17 protein-coding genes are annotated in these 15,267 nt (G+C 67.4%); 14 read left to right on the top strand and 3 right to left on the bottom strand.

From position 1 onward, the window contains the following. The first annotated feature begins 112 nt into the window (after positions 1-112). A complete protein-coding gene (locus ACFQGD_RS28595) occupies positions 113-427 on the top strand; it encodes a DivIVA domain-containing protein (protein ID WP_345406332.1) in 315 nt (104 codons plus the stop codon). Continuing rightward, on the top strand, positions 424-987 hold the full coding sequence (locus tag ACFQGD_RS28590) for a DNA-3-methyladenine glycosylase I (RefSeq protein ID WP_345406334.1): 564 nt from the start codon (positions 424-426) through the stop codon (positions 985-987). The genes ACFQGD_RS28595 and ACFQGD_RS28590 overlap by 4 nt, the downstream gene beginning before the upstream one ends. 12 nt (positions 988-999) lie before the next feature. On the opposite strand, the gene ACFQGD_RS28585 is transcribed toward ACFQGD_RS28590, so the two are convergent. After that, positions 1,000-1,827, bottom strand: coding sequence for an enoyl-CoA hydratase/isomerase family protein (locus ACFQGD_RS28585; protein ID WP_345406336.1), 828 nt, complete (start codon positions 1,825-1,827; stop codon positions 1,000-1,002). 337 nt (positions 1,828-2,164) lie between these two features. On the opposite strand from ACFQGD_RS28585, the gene ACFQGD_RS28580 reads away from it, so the two are divergent. The 3 genes from ACFQGD_RS28580 (at position 2,165) to ACFQGD_RS28570 (ending at position 5,255) form a co-directional block, all read left to right on the top strand. Further along, positions 2,165-2,332: a DUF3117 domain-containing protein gene (locus tag ACFQGD_RS28580; protein ID WP_345406339.1), complete on the top strand. Its 168-nt coding sequence runs from the start codon at positions 2,165-2,167 to the stop codon at positions 2,330-2,332. Positions 2,333-2,362: 30 nt separating this feature from the next. Beyond that, positions 2,363-3,898 (top strand): leucyl aminopeptidase family protein, encoded by a 1,536-nt coding sequence (locus ACFQGD_RS28575; RefSeq protein WP_345406342.1) that lies wholly within the window; start codon positions 2,363-2,365, stop codon positions 3,896-3,898. A 139-nt stretch (positions 3,899-4,037) separates the two neighbouring features. After that, complete coding sequence (locus ACFQGD_RS28570) at positions 4,038-5,255, top strand: MFS transporter (RefSeq protein WP_345406604.1); 1,218 nt, start codon at positions 4,038-4,040, stop codon at positions 5,253-5,255. Here the strand turns inward: ACFQGD_RS28570 and ACFQGD_RS28565 are convergent. Beyond that, positions 5,197-5,847 carry an O-methyltransferase gene (locus tag ACFQGD_RS28565; RefSeq protein WP_345406345.1) on the bottom strand — a complete coding sequence of 217 codons (651 nt, stop codon included), beginning with the start codon at positions 5,845-5,847 and terminating at the stop codon, positions 5,197-5,199. The genes ACFQGD_RS28570 and ACFQGD_RS28565 overlap by 59 nt on opposite strands. A 213-nt stretch (positions 5,848-6,060) precedes the next feature. Here ACFQGD_RS28565 and sigE point away from each other — a divergent pair, with 213 nt between their 5' ends. From sigE to tatB, 4 genes are all read left to right on the top strand, one after another. Continuing rightward, positions 6,061-6,687 (top strand): RNA polymerase sigma factor SigE, encoded by a 627-nt coding sequence (gene sigE, locus ACFQGD_RS28560; protein WP_345406348.1) that lies wholly within the window; start codon positions 6,061-6,063, stop codon positions 6,685-6,687. Between the two features lie 47 nt (positions 6,688-6,734). Further along, a complete protein-coding gene (locus ACFQGD_RS28555; protein ID WP_345406607.1) occupies positions 6,735-7,352 on the top strand; it encodes an anti-sigma factor family protein in 618 nt (205 codons plus the stop codon). Between the two features lie 109 nt (positions 7,353-7,461). After that, positions 7,462-9,042, top strand: coding sequence for a trypsin-like peptidase domain-containing protein (locus ACFQGD_RS28550; RefSeq protein WP_345406351.1), 1,581 nt, complete (start codon positions 7,462-7,464; stop codon positions 9,040-9,042). A 50-nt stretch (positions 9,043-9,092) separates the two neighbouring features. Then, positions 9,093-9,545 (top strand): Sec-independent protein translocase protein TatB, encoded by a 453-nt coding sequence (gene tatB, locus ACFQGD_RS28545; protein WP_345406354.1) that lies wholly within the window; start codon positions 9,093-9,095, stop codon positions 9,543-9,545. A gap of 53 nt (positions 9,546-9,598) precedes the next feature. Here tatB and ACFQGD_RS28540 read toward each other — a convergent pair whose 3' ends face one another. Continuing rightward, a complete protein-coding gene (locus ACFQGD_RS28540; RefSeq protein WP_345406357.1) occupies positions 9,599-10,744 on the bottom strand; it encodes an Mrp/NBP35 family ATP-binding protein in 1,146 nt (381 codons plus the stop codon). Between the two features lie 162 nt (positions 10,745-10,906). On the opposite strand from ACFQGD_RS28540, the gene ACFQGD_RS28535 reads away from it, so the two are divergent. From ACFQGD_RS28535 to ACFQGD_RS28515, 5 genes are all read left to right on the top strand, one after another. Then, positions 10,907-11,800 carry a slipin family protein gene (locus ACFQGD_RS28535; protein WP_345406610.1) on the top strand — a complete coding sequence of 298 codons (894 nt, stop codon included), beginning with the start codon at positions 10,907-10,909 and terminating at the stop codon, positions 11,798-11,800. A 63-nt stretch (positions 11,801-11,863) separates the two neighbouring features. Beyond that, on the top strand, positions 11,864-12,046 hold the full coding sequence (locus tag ACFQGD_RS28530) for a hypothetical protein (protein ID WP_345406360.1): 183 nt from the start codon (positions 11,864-11,866) through the stop codon (positions 12,044-12,046). 159 nt (positions 12,047-12,205) lie between these two features. Next, positions 12,206-13,402, top strand: coding sequence for an acyl-CoA dehydrogenase family protein (locus tag ACFQGD_RS28525; RefSeq protein WP_345406363.1), 1,197 nt, complete (start codon positions 12,206-12,208; stop codon positions 13,400-13,402). 93 nt (positions 13,403-13,495) lie between these two features. Next, positions 13,496-14,020, top strand: coding sequence for a YflT domain-containing protein (locus tag ACFQGD_RS28520; protein WP_390221118.1), 525 nt, complete (start codon positions 13,496-13,498; stop codon positions 14,018-14,020). Positions 14,021-14,138: 118 nt separating this feature from the next. Further along, positions 14,139-15,248: an ABC transporter ATP-binding protein gene (locus ACFQGD_RS28515; protein WP_345406366.1), complete on the top strand. Its 1,110-nt coding sequence runs from the start codon at positions 14,139-14,141 to the stop codon at positions 15,246-15,248. Positions 15,249-15,267 lie beyond the last annotated feature (19 nt).

The following is a 15,267-nucleotide window of genomic DNA, read 5'->3' as shown; positions in this document are numbered from 1 at the left end:
ATTCGTCCACGAAGGCCCGCGAGCCCGCCGGTAGGCGGTGGGTGGCGCTTTCACTGCATCGAGCGCACCCATAGCGTCGTCGCTCAGTTCGGACGTGTGGAACGATCGGCGCGTGGGCACCGCGCTGATTTACCTACTCGTCATGCTGCTGGTCGCGGCGGTCGTATTCCTGATCGCTTCCATGATCTTCGGTCGGGGGGAGGAGCTGGAACCGCTACCGCCGGGGGCGTCCCCGACCCGACTGCCCGCCGCCGAGATCACGTCCTCGGATGTCGCCCAAGTCCGGTTTCAGTTGGTCCTGCGCGGCTACCGGATGTCGGAGGTCGACTGGGTCATGCAGCGGCTGGGCACGGAGATCGACCAGCTGCGCGCTAGGGTGGCCACTCTCGAACATCAGCTGAGCGAACAGCAGGGTGGCAGGTCATGACTTCTGTCGATGACGGAAGGAAGCGGTGCGACTGGGCCACGGTCGCCGCGGACTACGCCGAGTACCACGACATCGAGTGGGGTGTGCCGCTCTATGGCGAGATCGCCATGTTCGAGCGACTCTGTCTGGAGTCGTTCCAGTCTGGCCTGTCGTGGCTGGTCATCCTGCGTAAGCGCGAGGCGTTCCGGGAGGCCTTCGCCGGGTTCGACCCCGGCCTCGTCGCGGACTTCGATGACTTCGACGTTGAGCGGCTGCTGGCGACGACGGGTATCGTGCGCAACCGGGCAAAGATCAACGCGGTGATCAACAACGCCCGCAAGGTGGTTCGGCTGGACGTCCCGCTCGACGAGCTGCTGTGGTCCTTCGCGCCGGAGCGGACCAGCCGCCCCAGGGCGGAGAAGGTCGACGATGTGCCGTCGACGTCCGACGAGTCGAAGGCCATGGCGAAGGAACTCAAGCGGCGTGGGTTCAGTTTCGTTGGCCCGACGACGTGCTATGCGCTGATGCAGGCCACCGGCATGGTCGATGACCACATCGCCAGCTGCTGGCGCGCCACCTGAGCTCCCTGCCGCTCAGGCCCCAGTGAACTTCGGGTCGCGCTTGTTCACGAAGGCGTCCACCGCCTCGTGGTGATCGGATGTCGCGCCAAGTTCGTTCTGCGCCACCTGCTCGGCGGCCAGCGCCTCGCGGAAGCTGGACGACGTCGCGGCGGAGAGCGTCTGCTTGATCTTCTGGTACGCCACCGTCGGTCCCGTCGCGAGCTTCGCGGCCAGCTCCCGCGCCCGCGCGAGCACCTCGCCGTTGCCGGTGTCCTCGATGATCTCGCTGACAAGGCCGATCCGTAGCGCCTCGTCGGCGTGGACCTTGCGCGGCAGCATCATCAGCTCAAGCGCCCTGCCATAGCCGATCAGCCGCTGCAGCGTCCACGACGCGCCGGAGTCCGGCCCTAGGCCGACATTGGCGAACGCCATCAGGAAGTTCGCCGAGCTGGCGGCGACCCGCACGTCCGCGGCGTAGGCGAACGCCGCGCCCGCACCCGCGGCGGGCCCGTTCACCGCCGCGATGATCGGTTTCGGCATCTCAGCGATCGACGTCGCGATCGGGTTGTAGTGCTCCTCGACCGTGCTCAGTGGCGCTGGGTCCTTGTCGAGCAGCAGCCCGACATGCTCCTTGAGATCCTGACCAGCGCAGAACGCCTTGCCTGCCCCGGTAAGCACGACCGCGCGCACGTCGTCGTCGGACGCCGTGTCCCGCAGTGTCTCGACCAGCCGGTTCTTCAACTCGATGTTGAGCGAGTTGTAGGCAGCGGGCCGGTTCAGCGTGATGGTCCTGACGCCGTCGGTGTCCTCGACGAGCACCACATCGTCGGTCGCGGTCTGCTGCTCAGGTGTGCTCGGCACTGCTTGCCTCCTGGTCGTAGGTGTCGTGCTCGTTCTACACGCATCCGACACCGGCTGTCACGGGCCGGGTGGCGAAGTCCGCGCGCGCTCGCCTCGGCACGCCAGATACCGCCCGATAGGCCCTGCTGCGGGCCGCATACCAGCGTGGATGCGTGAGAAAAGGCCACCTCCTGTGCACCACGAGATCAGCGATAGGGGAGAATAGGAGCGTGAGACCCGGTTTGGGCTTGCAGGGTTCGGCCCAGGGGCGTAACCAGACACACGCATTTCCGTGTCGGAGGACTCTGAGCCGGACGAGCACGACCGGTGACGCTGGTTGATATGGAGGGAGCACGCTATGGCGGCCATGAAGCCCCGGACCGGAGATGGTCCCCTCGAAGTCGTGAAGGAGGGTAGGGGCCTCGTGATGCGCGTACCGCTCGAAGGTGGCGGACGGCTCGTCGTCGAGCTCACCGCTGAAGAGGCCAAGGACCTGGGCGTAGCCCTGCAGGAGGCAACGAGCTGACCCTTACCCACGGGTCGAATTGAGGTATCGATGGTGCGAACCCCCGTGCCGTCGCTGCCGAGCACGGTGCCGGATGTCGAGATCGCTTCCAGTGTGCGGCACGGGGTCCCGATCGTGCTGCTCACAGTGCCCTTCGATGCCACGGTGCACGGCGAGCGGACATCGGTCAACGGTGACTCGGCGCGGTCGGCTCACGGTACGCCGCTCCCGGAATCGGCGTTGCCCGCCGGCGTGGTGACCGGCAAGGCAGGTGAGATCCAGTCACTCCGTGGTGCGACCCGCTGGCTACTCGGGCTCGGCGCGGACCTCACGGACGCGGGTAGCTGGCGCTCGGCGGGCGCCGCGTTGGTGCGGGCTGTCAACGCCGACCTCGCGGCGCACGACGACGCTGGGTCCACCGCGCCGGATACGGTGCAGGTGGAACTGCCCGGTGATGTCGAGCCCGGCTGCGTGACCGGTTTCGTGCTGGGTGTCTGCCTCGGTGGTTACCGGCTGAGGGTGACCGAGGAGAAGCAGCCGCCGCGGCTGGCGGCCATTCGGCTCGTCGTAGGCAAGGACCGGCTCGTGGAGCTGACCGACGTCGCGGGCGCCGCACGCCAGCTGGCCGAGGCGACCTCGCTAGCTCGTGACCTCGCCAACACTCCCTCCAACGTCAAGAACCCCGACTGGCTCGCCCGCACGATCAGCGACGTGCTCGCCGACGTGCCCGGCCTCGACGTCGAGATTCGCGACAACGACTGGCTCGCCGACAACGGCTTCGGGGGCATGCTCGCCGTCGGCGGCGGGTCGGCGAGCGAGCCAAGACTCATCGAGATCGCCTACCAGCCGAAGGGTGCTTCCCAGACGTTGCTGCTTGTCGGTAAGGGCATCACCTTCGACACCGGAGGCCTCTCGCTGAAGCCGTCCGAGGGCATGCACCTCATGCGCACCGACATGTCCGGTGCCGCCGCGGTCGCCGGCGCGATGCGAGCCATTGCCCAGCGCGGTGTGAACGTCGCGGTGCGCGCGCTGATCCCCGCCGCGGAGAACCACGTGTCCGGCTCGGCGTACCGGCCGGGCGACGTCGTGCGCCACTACGGCGGAAAGACCACCGAGATCGGTAATACCGACGCCGAGGGCAGGATCGTGATGGCCGACGCTCTGGCGTATGGCATCGAGCGGTTCGCGCCGGACGCCGTCCTCGACGTCGCGACACTGACCGGGGCGATGAAGGTCGCGCTTGGGCTGCGTACCGGCGGTTTCTTCGCGACGACCGATGAGTTGGCGGACGCCCTGAACGCCGCTGGTGAGCGGGTCGGCGAGGTGTGGTGGCGGATGCCGCTGCTCGTAGCGCACGAGGAAGCCGTGCGGGGACGGCTCGCCGACGTCCGACAGACGCCGGACGGGCCGGGCGGTATCACGGCCGCGCTGTTCCTGCGTGAGTTCACCGGCGGCCTGCCATGGGCACACCTGGACATCGCGGGTCCGGCGCGGGCGGACAAGACGTACGACGAGGTCACGCCAGGCGGTACCGGATTCGCGGCCCGCACGCTGGTCGAGTTCGTCGCCGCCTATGCGGAAGGGTGACGCGCGGGTCCCGCGTTCCGGTGTCTGCTGCGACACAACCAGCGGACCAAGTCGTTAGCAATGCGTAGTATCTGTGCGCGTGGCTACCAGCGCGCCGTCCGATGAGCAGGCTCCTGTCACGCGCGCCGCAGCGCGCTACCTGACGCTCGCGGTCGCGGCCGCGGGCATCGCATCGTTCGCGCTGCTCTACGCACCGCAACCGGTGCTACCGCGAATCGCGGCGGCCTACCGCATTGATCCGGGCACCGCCTCACTCGCCGTCAGCGTCGCCACCGCGGGGCTGGCCATCGCGGTACTGCCGATCGCGACGCTGTCCGAGATCATCGGCAGGCGGCGGGTCATCATCACGTCGCTGGTGTGCTCAGTGCTGCTCGGGCTCGCGATCCCGTTCGCACCGAACTACCCGGTGCTGCTGGTGCTACGAGGGCTGCAGGGCGCGGCGATCGCGGGCTTTCCCGGCGTCGCCGCCGCCTTCCTGGTCGAGAAGCTGGGCGCACGCGGGGTGGCGGGCGCGGTCGGCGCGATGGTGGCGGGTAACACCATCGGCGGCATGCTGGGCAGGCTCGCGACCGGCTTCACCACCGACCGGTTCGGTTGGCAGGCGGCGCTCGGCTCGTCCGCGGTGCTCTCGCTGGCCTGCGCCTCGGTGGCGTTGCTCGCGCTGCGGGCACAACGCCGCAGGTCGGAGCCGTGCCATCGGGTGCGAAGCAGTGGTCGTGGCGCGCTCATCGGCATAGCGACCGCGTTGCGCCAGCCGTTGTTGCTAGCGCAGTACGGCGTCGCGCTGCTTGGCATGGGCGGGTTCGTCGCACTCTACAACGCGGCGGCGTTCCGGCTGACCGCCGAGCCGCTGAACCTCTCACCCGCGGTCGCCTCGCTGGTCTTCCTCGCCTACGCGATGGGCGCGGTGTCGTCGTCCTTCGCTGGTCGTCTCGTCGCAGCGTTCGGCAGGGTCCGCTCGCTTGTCGGCGCGCTGATGATCATGGCCGCTGGTTCGGCGCTCACGCTGTCGACGACGTTATGGCTGGTCGTGGTCGGGTTCGTGGTGCTGACCGGCGGCTTCTTCGCCGCGCACGCCGTGTCGAGCGGCTGGACGGCGTTCGCCGCCAACCCGGCTGGCAGGGCACAGGCGTCCGGGCTCTACACGTTGGGCTACTACGTCGGCAGCAGCGTTGGCGGCACCGTCGGCACCATGGTCTACGCGGCGGCAGGCTGGGGCGCTGTGGTCGGCCTCGTCGCCGCATGGCTCGCCGTCGCCGGTCTTGGCGTCCTCGTGGTGGGCCGCACCGAGCCCAGCGTTACGCCAACCGCGCCGCGGCGAGCAGACCCCCGGCGACCGGCAGCATCGCGGGCATGAGCCGGTCGTCGGCGGCTACCGACCTGGCGACCTCGCGCAGCGCGAGCGTGTCCTGGTCGCGGCGCGAGGGGTCGGAAAGGCCGCCGTTCGCGAGGATGCCGTTGAACGCGATTACCCCGCCCGGTCGCAGCAGTTCGACGCCCTGCTCGTAGTAGTGCGGGTACTCGGCCTTGGCGGCGTCGACGAACACCAGGTCGTAGCCGCCTGAGGTGAGCCGAGGCAAGACGTCGACGGCACGGCCCATGATCAGCCTAGTCTTGCTGCCGCCGAAGCCAGCTTCGGTGAACGTCGCGCGGGCTGCGCGGTGGAACTCCGGCTCGATGTCGATCGAGGTCAGCACCCCGTCCGTGGCCATGCCCCGCAGCAGGTAGAGGCCGCTGACCCCGGTGCCGGTGCCGATCTCGACCACGGCGCGGGCGCTCAGCGTCGCGGTGAGGAAGCGCAGCGTGCACCCGACGGACGGCACCACCGTTGGACAGCCGAGCTCATCGGCTCGTGTGCGCGCCGTGAGCAGCGTCTCGTCGTCAGGCAGGTACCCGTCGAGGTACTCGGCGAACGTCGGCGGCGCGGTCGGTTCGGTCTCTGAGCTCACAGGGGCAGATTAGACCTGGCTGCCGCCGCGGTAGGGCAGGCAGGGCCGTAACAAGGGACTGAGGCCCCTCGACAACGTGGGGAGTCACCTCTCAGGTTGCTCTCAGGGCAGTCTCACTAAAACCGTAAGGAGACGGGTCACAGTGGGTCGTATCCCGTGGTGGGAACAACGGGGAGGGAATCCGCGTTGTGTGGAGTAGTTGGGAGATCGCCGATGCAGGCGCATCCGGAGCCGAAAAGGAGTCAGATGCCGGCAACGATGGCGCAGGGTACCGAGTCCGCTGCCGTGGCGGCGGAGGATGCTGCCTGGACACCGCCGTCGTGGGACGAGATCGTGCGTACCCACGCCTCCCGTGTGTATCGGCTCGCGTACCGGCTCTCCGGCAACCCGCACGACGCGGAGGACCTCACCCAGGAGACGTTCATCCGGGTGTTCCGCAGCCTCTCGTCGTACAAGCCGGGCACGTTCGAGGGCTGGTTGCACCGCATCACCACGAACCTGTTCCTCGACATGGCACGCAGGCGGCAACGCGTGCGTATGGAGGGGCTGCCGGACGACACCGACCGCATCGTCGGCGATGACCCGAGCCCCGAGCAGGTCTTCTCCGACACGCACCTCGACCCTGACCTGCAGGCCGCGCTCGACGAGCTGCCGCCGGAGTTCCGCGCCGCCGTCGTGCTGTGCGACGTCGAGGGCCTGTCGTACGAGGAGATCGGTGCCACCCTTGGGGTCAAACTTGGTACCGTACGCAGCAGAATTCACCGTGGCCGCCAGGCTCTGCGCGCCTCACTCGAGCGGCGCAAGGAGTCGCAAGGGGAAACGATGAGGACGAGGGCATGACGCAATCGCGTGCCGAAGGTCCCGGCGGGCAGCGGCACAGCGGGCGGATGTCGGGTAGCTGGCAGCTGCCCGAGTCGCACTTGCTGCCCGACGCGATCGTCGCGTTCGTGGATGGCGAGTTGGAGGCGGGTGCGCGGGAACGCGCCGCGACCCACATCATGCGGTGCGCCGCGTGTGCCGCGGACGTCACCGCGCAGCGCCAGGCGCGCGAAGCCGTGCACGACTCGCAGGTGCCCGCCATGCCAGCAGGGCTGCTCGCCTCGCTGAGCTCCATCCCGCAGACCACTGACATTTCCTCGGGGCCGGACAACCTCGCCGTAACGGCGGACGGCCAGCTCGTCGCGGTGCAGCGCCCCGACCGCCCGCAGCAGGGCAGTACGTTCGGCTCGACCCGGCTCGGATCGAGCACTCCGCTCGGCGCCAACGCCCTTGGTCGGAAGTCGAGCAAGCGCACCGCGCAGGGCGCTGGCGTCGTCGTGTCCGGGCTGGTGCTCACCGCGCTCGCGTTCGCGCTCACGGTCGAGGAGGGTGGCGTGCCCACGCGCACTGGCACGGAGTCCGGCGTGATGCCCGCCCGCTACACCGAGGGCACCGGGACGACGTCGAACACGGCCGTACCGACCACCACGAGCGCCGTCACCGCATCGACCAGCCTGGTTCGCTGAGGCGCCGCGGGTTCACCGCAACGCTGATTTCACCATGCCAGCGGCACACTGGGGAGTGAAACGTGCGCCAGGAGCCGGGCGCGCGTAACCGCCGCATCTTCGGGGAGCGATGAGCGACAACTCGCAGCAGCCCGCCGAGCCCAGCGACGCGCACGGCGAGCGGGGAGACTCACGGGAGGCACAGCGCCCCGCGGCATCGACCGCGGGGGCGCGGGTGCCTCCGGTCGATGCCGCCTCGGCTGCCGCGTTCAGCCGCCCCTCTGGTGTTGATGGCCCGTTCGACCCCAGGCAATGGGATAGCGAGCGGGATGGCTCCGCCACCGCGGGACCGTCGCGCCCCGCCCAGCCGCCCGCATCGCTGGTGGAGGCCTTTTCCCGCGACACGGCTGACGAGGGCGTCGTATTGCAGCGACCGCCCGGCGTGGACGTCCCGGATGGCGCGAGAGCCAAGGGCGGCAATGGCACCGAGCCGCTCTGGTCGTCAAGCGCTGACCCGTGGCGCAATCCCGGCTCGGGTGCCGTGCTCGGCAACCCCGCGCTCGCGGAGGACGTCGATGACGCCGAGGAACAGCGGAAACCGAGGGAAAGGCCGTTCAGCCTCGCCGAAGTGATCTTCGGTGGCAGGTTGCGGACCAGCGCGCTTGTGATCCTGGCGGTCGCCACACTCGTCGTCGGCGCGCTCGGCGGCACCCTTGGCTGGTTTCTCGCGCAGCAAGGTAACCAGCTGACACGGGAGGTCACGCTGGCGCAGGTGGACGAGGCGGTCGAACGCCCTCCCGGTTCAGTGGCGCGGACCGTCGCGAAGGTCGCGCCCGCCGTGGTATCGATCGAGGTGACCTCGGGGAAAAGCGGTGGCGTCGGTTCAGGGGTCGTCATCGATCGTGATGGCTACATCGTCACCAACGACCATGTCATCGCGTCGGCGAAGTCCAACGACAAGGTTGAGATCACCGCCGTGTTCACCGATGGCAGCAGGGCGGAGGCGCAGCTAGTCGGTGCCGACCCGAAGACCGACCTCGCCGTTCTCAAGGTCAACGTCAGCAACCCAACGGTGCTGCGGCTTGGTTCGTCGGAGCGGTTGCGGCCTGGCGATACCGTGATCGCCGTCGGGTCGCCGTTCGGGCTGGAGAACACGGTGACCGTCGGCATCGTCAGTGCGTTGAACCGGCCGGTCTCCGCGCCAGCGGAGACCGGCGGCGAGCAGGTCACCTACGACGCCATCCAGACAGACGCCGCGGTCAACCCCGGCAACTCGGGCGGCGCGCTCGTCGACAAGAACGGCCTGCTCGTCGGCATCAACTCACTGATCAGGACGGTCGGCAACGCACGGGGGCAGGGCGGCAGCATCGGGCTCGGGTTCGCCATCCCGGTGGACGACGTCATCAGGATCGTGGAGTCGCTGATCGCTAACGGTTCGGTGTCTCACGCCTTCCTCGGTGTCAGCGCGGCCTCGGTCGCGGCGAACTCGTCGCGGGGCGCGCAGGTGAACAACGTCGCTCCAGGGGGCCCCGCGGAGCGAGCTGGCATCAAGGAGGGTGACGTGATCGTGCAGGTCGGTGAGCGGACGGTGCGCAACGCCGCCGAGCTCACCGTCGCGGTGCGCAAGCATGATGTGGGAGATACCACGCGGGTCAAGCTGGTGCGCGACGGAAGGGAGCTCGTCGTCGATGTCAAGCTGGGGTCTGACTGAGGTCAGCTCCGGCCGGTACGCTGGGGGTGTCCGAATGATGGAGGGCCCGAATGTTCGACAGCATTGGCATGTGGGAAATCATCGTGCTGCTCATCGCCGCCCTGTTCATTCTCGGACCCGAACGGCTACCGGACGCCGCGGCCTGGGTCGGTCGCAGTGTGCGCAAGGTGCGCGAGTTCGCCACTGGCGCGCGGGACCAGCTGCGCGATGAGATGGGCCCCGAGTTCGACGAGTTCCGTAAGCCGATCGAGGATCTGCGCAGCCTGCGCAACTTCGATCCGAAGCGTGCGGTGACGCAGCACCTGTTCGACGGTGATGAGGACCCGCTCGGGCTGAACGACGACGGCAGCGCGGGTGCCGGGGCGGGCGCGGGCAACAGCAGCGGCAACCGTCTCACGGGAAACAACGGCACGGCCGCCAGTGGCACGACCGCCTCGGGGCGGGCGGCCCCAGATCCCCTAGCACCCGGCGAGAAGCCCCCGGTCGACCCCGACGCGACGTAGCCTCGCGATAGACACGACGCACGGGTGTGCGGCGCAGGTCGTCGGCCTGCTACTTAGCGCCCGGCGGGGGTAACGTTCAGCATCATGCCCGCAAGGCCACGAGCCCGAACGGACAACTTCGAGGCCGCCTCGCGGAGCACCTCCGAGGCCGGGGCGTCCGGTTCGGTAAGCACCAGCGGCGTTCCCTCGTCGCCCTGCTCGCGCAGCCGCGGGTCGAGCGGCACCTGCCCGAGCAGTGGCACCTCGGCGCCAACGGACTTCGACAGCGAGTCGGCGACCTGTTGCCCGCCGCCGGAGCCGAAGACCTCGACGCGTGAACCGTCCGGCGCCTCGTACCAGGACATATTCTCGATCACGCCTGCCACCCGCTGCCGGGTTTGCAGCGCGATCGCGCCAGCGCGCTCGGCTACCTCCGCGGCCGCCTGCTGAGGCGTCGTGACGACCAGGATCTCCGCGTTCGGGATCAGCTGCGCCACGGAGATCGCGATGTCGCCCGTGCCTGGCGGGAGGTCGAGCAGTAGGACGTCGAGGTCGCCCCAGAAGACGTCGGCGAGGAACTGTTGCAGCGCGCGGTGCAGCATCGGCCCGCGCCATACCACCGGGGTATTGCCCGGCGTGAACATGCCGATCGAGATGACCTTCACGCCGTGCGCCTGCGGCGGCATGATCATCTCTTCGACCTTGGTCGGCTTCTCGCTCGCACCGAGCATGCGCGGGACGGAGTGGCCATAGATGTCGGCGTCGACGACGCCCACGGACAGCCCTCGCTCGGCCATCGACACCGCCATGTTCACGGTGACGCTGGACTTGCCGACTCCGCCCTTACCGGAAGCGACGCAGTACACCCTGGTCAGCGAGCCAGGCTGCGCGAAGGGAATCACCGGTTCCTTGGCGTCGCCGCGCAGCTTCTTGCGCAACTCGGTGCGCTGCTCGTCGCTCATGACGTCGAGCTCGACCTGTACCTCACGCACTCCGTCGAGCGCGCCGACGGCGGTCTTGGTGTCGTTGGTGATGGTCTCCTTGAGCGGGCAACCAGCGACGGTGAGATAGATGCCGACCTTGACAAGGCCGTCCTCGCCGATCTCGACGTCCTTGAGCATGCCGATCTCGGTGATCGGCTTGCCGATCTCCGGGTCCTTGACACCCGCGAGTGCTTCACGCACCGCCTCGTCGCTGGGAAGCTGCTGGGTGCTTGTCACGCTTGCGCACCGACCTTCGTAAGGGGGTATGTCCTTGCTCTCTAACCATGCTACGGGTGCTGTGTCCGGCGCCGTGTTCGCGCCTGGCTGAGCGGTCACGAATCCGCCGATGGCCCTGTTCTTGTCGGCGTCGCGGCGTAGCATCGGAGCCAGGTGATCCGAATGGAGATCGTGCTCTACGTCGTGCTCGCCATCGTGCTGGCGGCTGGTGGTTACGTCGGTGCGGGCCTGCGGGTGGTGCGGCAGTACGAGCGAGGCCTCGTACTGCGATTCGGCAGGGTCCACCGCGCGCCGAGGGAACCGGGTCTGAAGTTCATCGTCCCCGGCGTTGACCACATGCGGAAAGTGAACATGCAGGTGGTGACGCTTCCTGTGCCTGGCCAGGACGGCATCACAAGGGACAACGTGACGGTGCGGGTGGACGCCGTCGTGTACTTCAAGGTGATCGATCCGGTGCAGGCGATTGTCGGGGTGGAGAACTACCGCTTCGCGATGTTGCAGGTCGCGCAGTCCAGTCTGCGTCGCATCATCGGTGAGAGCAGCCTTGACGACCTGCTGTCGAACCGCCAGCGGTTGAACGAGGGCCTGGAGATCATGATCGACAGCCCTGCCGTCGGCTGGGGTATCCACATCGATCGGGTGGAGATCAAGGACGTCGCGCTGCCGGAGGCGATGAAGCGCGCGATGTCCCGCCAAGCCGAGGCCGAGCGGGAACGCAGGGGGAGGGTGATTTCCGCGGAGGGGGAACTACAGGCGTCGGAGAAGCTGGCGCAAGCGGCCGAGCGAATGGCGAATACCCCCGCGGCACTGCAATTGCGGTTGCTTGAAACCGTGGTAGAAGTCGCCGCGGAGAAGAACTCGACCCTCGTGTTGCCGTTCCCGGTCGAGCTGTTGCGTTTCCTCGAAGCCAGCACGGTGACGCATAAAGGGATGCAGTCGAAATCTCAGAGTGAGGGCGAGCACAAAACTGAAACGCCCGAAATAGAATCGCAAGATGGGCAACCACCTGCGCGAACGACGGCGAAAGATGATCAAGCCTCGGAAACACCACGGTGAAGTAACACACAGATAACGAACAGAACTTGCGCTGGGCCTACCCGGTCGAGTGATGCTGGGGCCATGCGAAAGCGTTTTGCCAACCTGCAAGATCGAGTTCGGGAGATCTGGTTCGGCGATGACAGCGGTCCCGACTCGTTGCTCGCACGCAGTTTCCGGGCGTGTGATGACTGTGGTGAGAACGTCTACGTTCTCGCGACGAGTTGCCGGGAGTGTGGCGCGGAACTCGAGTTGCTCGCCAGCTGACGACGTCCGAACCGACCAAAAGATCATGCCGACGGTGTAGCGGCAACGCGAAGGAGCGAGTCGAGTAGAAGGCGTTGCCGCCGTCACACTGGCAAGGCGGGTGGCATCCGTTGGATACTGCGGGGTAACCACCCGCCCGCGAGCTCAAGAGGAGCGCCGATGGCCCGCCTTGCCCAGACCGCCGGATTGACCGATGTGCAGTCGGAGATCCTGGCGACCGTTCGTGACTTCGTGGACAAGGAGATCATTCCGCACGCGCAGGAGCTTGAGCACGCGGACACCTACCCGGCGGAGATCGTCGAGGGCATGAAGGAGATGGGGCTGTTCGGCCTCACCATCGGTGAGGAGTACGGCGGTCTCGGCGAGTCACTGCTGACGTACGCGCTTGTCGTGGAACAGATCGCGCGCGGCTGGATGAGCGTCTCCGGTGTGATCAACACCCACTTCATCGTGGCGCACATGATCCGCCAGCACGGCACCGAGGCGCAGAAGCGGTACTACCTGCCGAAGATGGCCACCGGTGAGATCCGGGGCTCCTTTTCCATGTCCGAACCCGACCTCGGCAGTGACGTCGCCGCCATCAAGACACGGGCCAAGGCCGATGGGGACGACTACATCATCGATGGCAGCAAGATGTGGCTGACCAACGGTGGGACGTCAAATCTCATCGCGCTGCTGGTCAAGACGGACGAGGGCGCCGAGAAGGCGCACAAGAACCTGACCACCTTCCTCGTCGAGAAGCCGGAGGGCTACGGCGAGGTGGCGCCGGGCCTGACCATCCCCGGCAAGCTGGACAAGATGGGCTACAAAGGTGTGGACACCACTGAGGCGGTGTTCGACGGCTACCGCATCAGCGGCGACGCGGTGCTCGGCGGGGAGACCGGTAAGGGCTTCGCGCAGATGATGGACGGCGTCGAGGTCGGCAGGGTCAATGTCGCCGCGCGGGCGTGTGGCATCGCGATCAGAGCGTTCGAGCTGGCCGCCGAGTACGCGCAGCAGCGCAAGACGTTCGGCAAACCGATCGCCGAGCACCAGGCCATCGCGTTCAAGCTGGCCGAGATGGGCACCAAGGTGGAGGCCGCGCACCTGATGATGGTCAACGCCGCCCGGCTGAAGGACTCCGGCGCGCGCAACGACGTCGAGGCGGGCATGGCGAAGCTGATCGCGTCCGAGTACTGCGCGGAGGTCACCCAGGAGTCGTTCCGCATCCACGGCGGCTACGGCTACTCCAAGGAGTACGAGATCGAGCGGCTGATGCGCGAGGCGCCGTTCCTGCTCATTGGTGAGGGCACCAGCGAGATCCAGAAGACGATCATCAGCAGAGGACTGCTGCGCGACTACCGTTCGAAGGGCTGATCACCCGCTGGAACGCGGCGTGGCAAGCTACAGCGCCATTGATGCCCGAATTTGGCAGGATGGTGCTGTGGCCTGTTCACGAGAGGTGATCACGTGACGAGTCCGTTTTCGATGTCCGCGCGCCAAGGGGGACAGCCGAAGCTGCCGACCCCGCCGAGCGGCTGGCCGATCGGCTGTTACCCCACCTACGAAGAGGCACAACGCGCCGTCGACTACCTAGCTGGTGACGATTTCCCGGTTTCCGACGTCACGATCGTTGGTGTCGACCTGATGCTGGTCGAGCGCGTGATGGGCAAGCTCAGCTGGGGCAAGGTGCTGGTCGCGGGCGCCGTTCCTGGTGCGTGGTTTGGCCTGCTCATCGGCCTGTTGCTTGGCTTGTTCAGCCAGGGGGAGGGCCTGGTGTACGGGCCGGTCGTTGTCGGCATCGCCGCTGGGACGGCCTTCGGCGTCGTGCTCGCCGCGGCGAACTTCGGGATGAACAAGGGCAAGCGGTCCTTCACGTCGACGAGCCAGCTCGTGGCTGGTCGCTACGACGTTTTGTGTCTGCCGCGCAACGCCGAGCGCGGCAGGGACCTGCTCGCGAAACTCGCTCTGGGGCAGCCGCCTTCTACTCCGTAAGGAGCACGAAGGTTACGAGTCTTAATCGTTCAGGCTTGGGTCCGTCCTCAAGTCTTGCGGGCAGGAGTATGTTCCGCCTCACTATTTGTTGGCAACCTCAACGAAGAGGAGGCGGGCGATGGCGCCGGTGACCTATGACAAGGCGTCGTGCGTGTACGCGGGAGGCGTACGCGCGGTGGACGCGCTCGACCTGTCGATCGACGACGGTGAGTTCCTAGTCCTCGTTGGCCCGTCCGGTTGCGGCAAATCGACGTCGCTGCGCATGCTCGCGGGGCTGGAGGAGGTTAGCGAGGGCGCCATCCGCATCGGTGATCGCGACGTGAGTGGACTCTCCCCAAAGGACCGCGATATCGCGATGGTGTTCCAGAGCTACGCCCTCTACCCCCACATGACCGTCGCGGACAACATGGGGTTCGCGCTCAAGATCGCGGGGGAGAAGAAGCCAGAGATCCGGCGGCGGGTCGCCGAGGCGGCGAAGTTGCTCGACCTTGAGCAGTACCTGGACCGCAAACCCAAGGCGCTCTCCGGTGGGCAGCGGCAACGTGTCGCCATGGGGCGGGCGATCGTGCGGGAGCCACGGGTGTTCCTCATGGACGAGCCGTTGTCCAACCTGGATGCCAAGCTGCGGGTGTCGACGCGCACGCAGATCGCGGCGTTGCAGCGGCGACTTGGCGTGACGACGGTGTATGTCACTCACGACCAGGTCGAGGCCATGACCATGGGTGACCGGGTGTGCGTGCTCGACAAGGGCAAGCTCATGCAGGTTGATACCCCGCGTGAGCTGTACGAACACCCCGAGAACGTCTTTGTCGCCGGGTTCATCGGCTCGCCAGCGATGAACATCGGGGACCTGCCGATCGTGGATGGCGGCGCCCGGATCGGTCAGGCGACGGTCCCACTGCCGCGGGTCACGCTCGATGCCGTCGCCAGCGAAGGCAGCGCCGACCGGGTCACCGTCGGCTTCCGGCCGGAGTCACTCGATGTGGTGCCCGCTGGCACCGACCAGTCATTCGAGGTGGTCGTTAACGTTATCGAGGAGCTGGGCGCTGAGGCTTTCGTCTACGGCGCGCTGACCGATCCGAACGGCGCGGAGATGTCATCGCCGGACATCATCGCGCGGGTGGAGCCACGTGAGGTGCCAGCGAAAGGCGACACGATCAACCTCAGAATCCGACCCGACCAGCGGCATGTCTTCTCCGTGGCGACCGGTAACCGGTTGCCGGCGTAACACGACGGCTAGGTCACCA

It is taken from the genome of Haloechinothrix salitolerans (genome assembly GCF_042662605.1).
GTDB lineage: Bacteria > Actinomycetota > Actinomycetes > Mycobacteriales > Pseudonocardiaceae > Haloechinothrix_A > Haloechinothrix_A salitolerans.
Note: the sequence above shows the minus strand (reverse complement) of the source record. Positions and strands in the feature narration are given on the sequence as shown.

Coding starts and splice junctions, on each gene's coding strand:
- ACFQGD_RS28590 (WP_345406334.1), top strand. CDS start 424: ATGACTTCTGTCGATGACGGAAGGAAGCGGTGCGACTGGGCCACGGTC.
- ACFQGD_RS28580 (WP_345406339.1), top strand. CDS start 2,165: ATGGCGGCCATGAAGCCCCGGACCGGAGATGGTCCCCTCGAAGTCGTG.
- ACFQGD_RS28575 (WP_345406342.1), top strand. CDS start 2,363: ATGGTGCGAACCCCCGTGCCGTCGCTGCCGAGCACGGTGCCGGATGTC.
- sigE (WP_345406348.1), top strand. CDS start 6,061: ATGCAGGCGCATCCGGAGCCGAAAAGGAGTCAGATGCCGGCAACGATG.
- ACFQGD_RS28555 (WP_345406607.1), top strand. CDS start 6,735: ATGTCGGGTAGCTGGCAGCTGCCCGAGTCGCACTTGCTGCCCGACGCG.
- ACFQGD_RS28550 (WP_345406351.1), top strand. CDS start 7,462: ATGAGCGACAACTCGCAGCAGCCCGCCGAGCCCAGCGACGCGCACGGC.
- tatB (WP_345406354.1), top strand. CDS start 9,093: ATGTTCGACAGCATTGGCATGTGGGAAATCATCGTGCTGCTCATCGCC.
- ACFQGD_RS28535 (WP_345406610.1), top strand. CDS start 10,907: ATGGAGATCGTGCTCTACGTCGTGCTCGCCATCGTGCTGGCGGCTGGT.
- ACFQGD_RS28530 (WP_345406360.1), top strand. CDS start 11,864: ATGCGAAAGCGTTTTGCCAACCTGCAAGATCGAGTTCGGGAGATCTGG.
- ACFQGD_RS28525 (WP_345406363.1), top strand. CDS start 12,206: ATGGCCCGCCTTGCCCAGACCGCCGGATTGACCGATGTGCAGTCGGAG.
- ACFQGD_RS28515 (WP_345406366.1), top strand. CDS start 14,139: ATGGCGCCGGTGACCTATGACAAGGCGTCGTGCGTGTACGCGGGAGGC.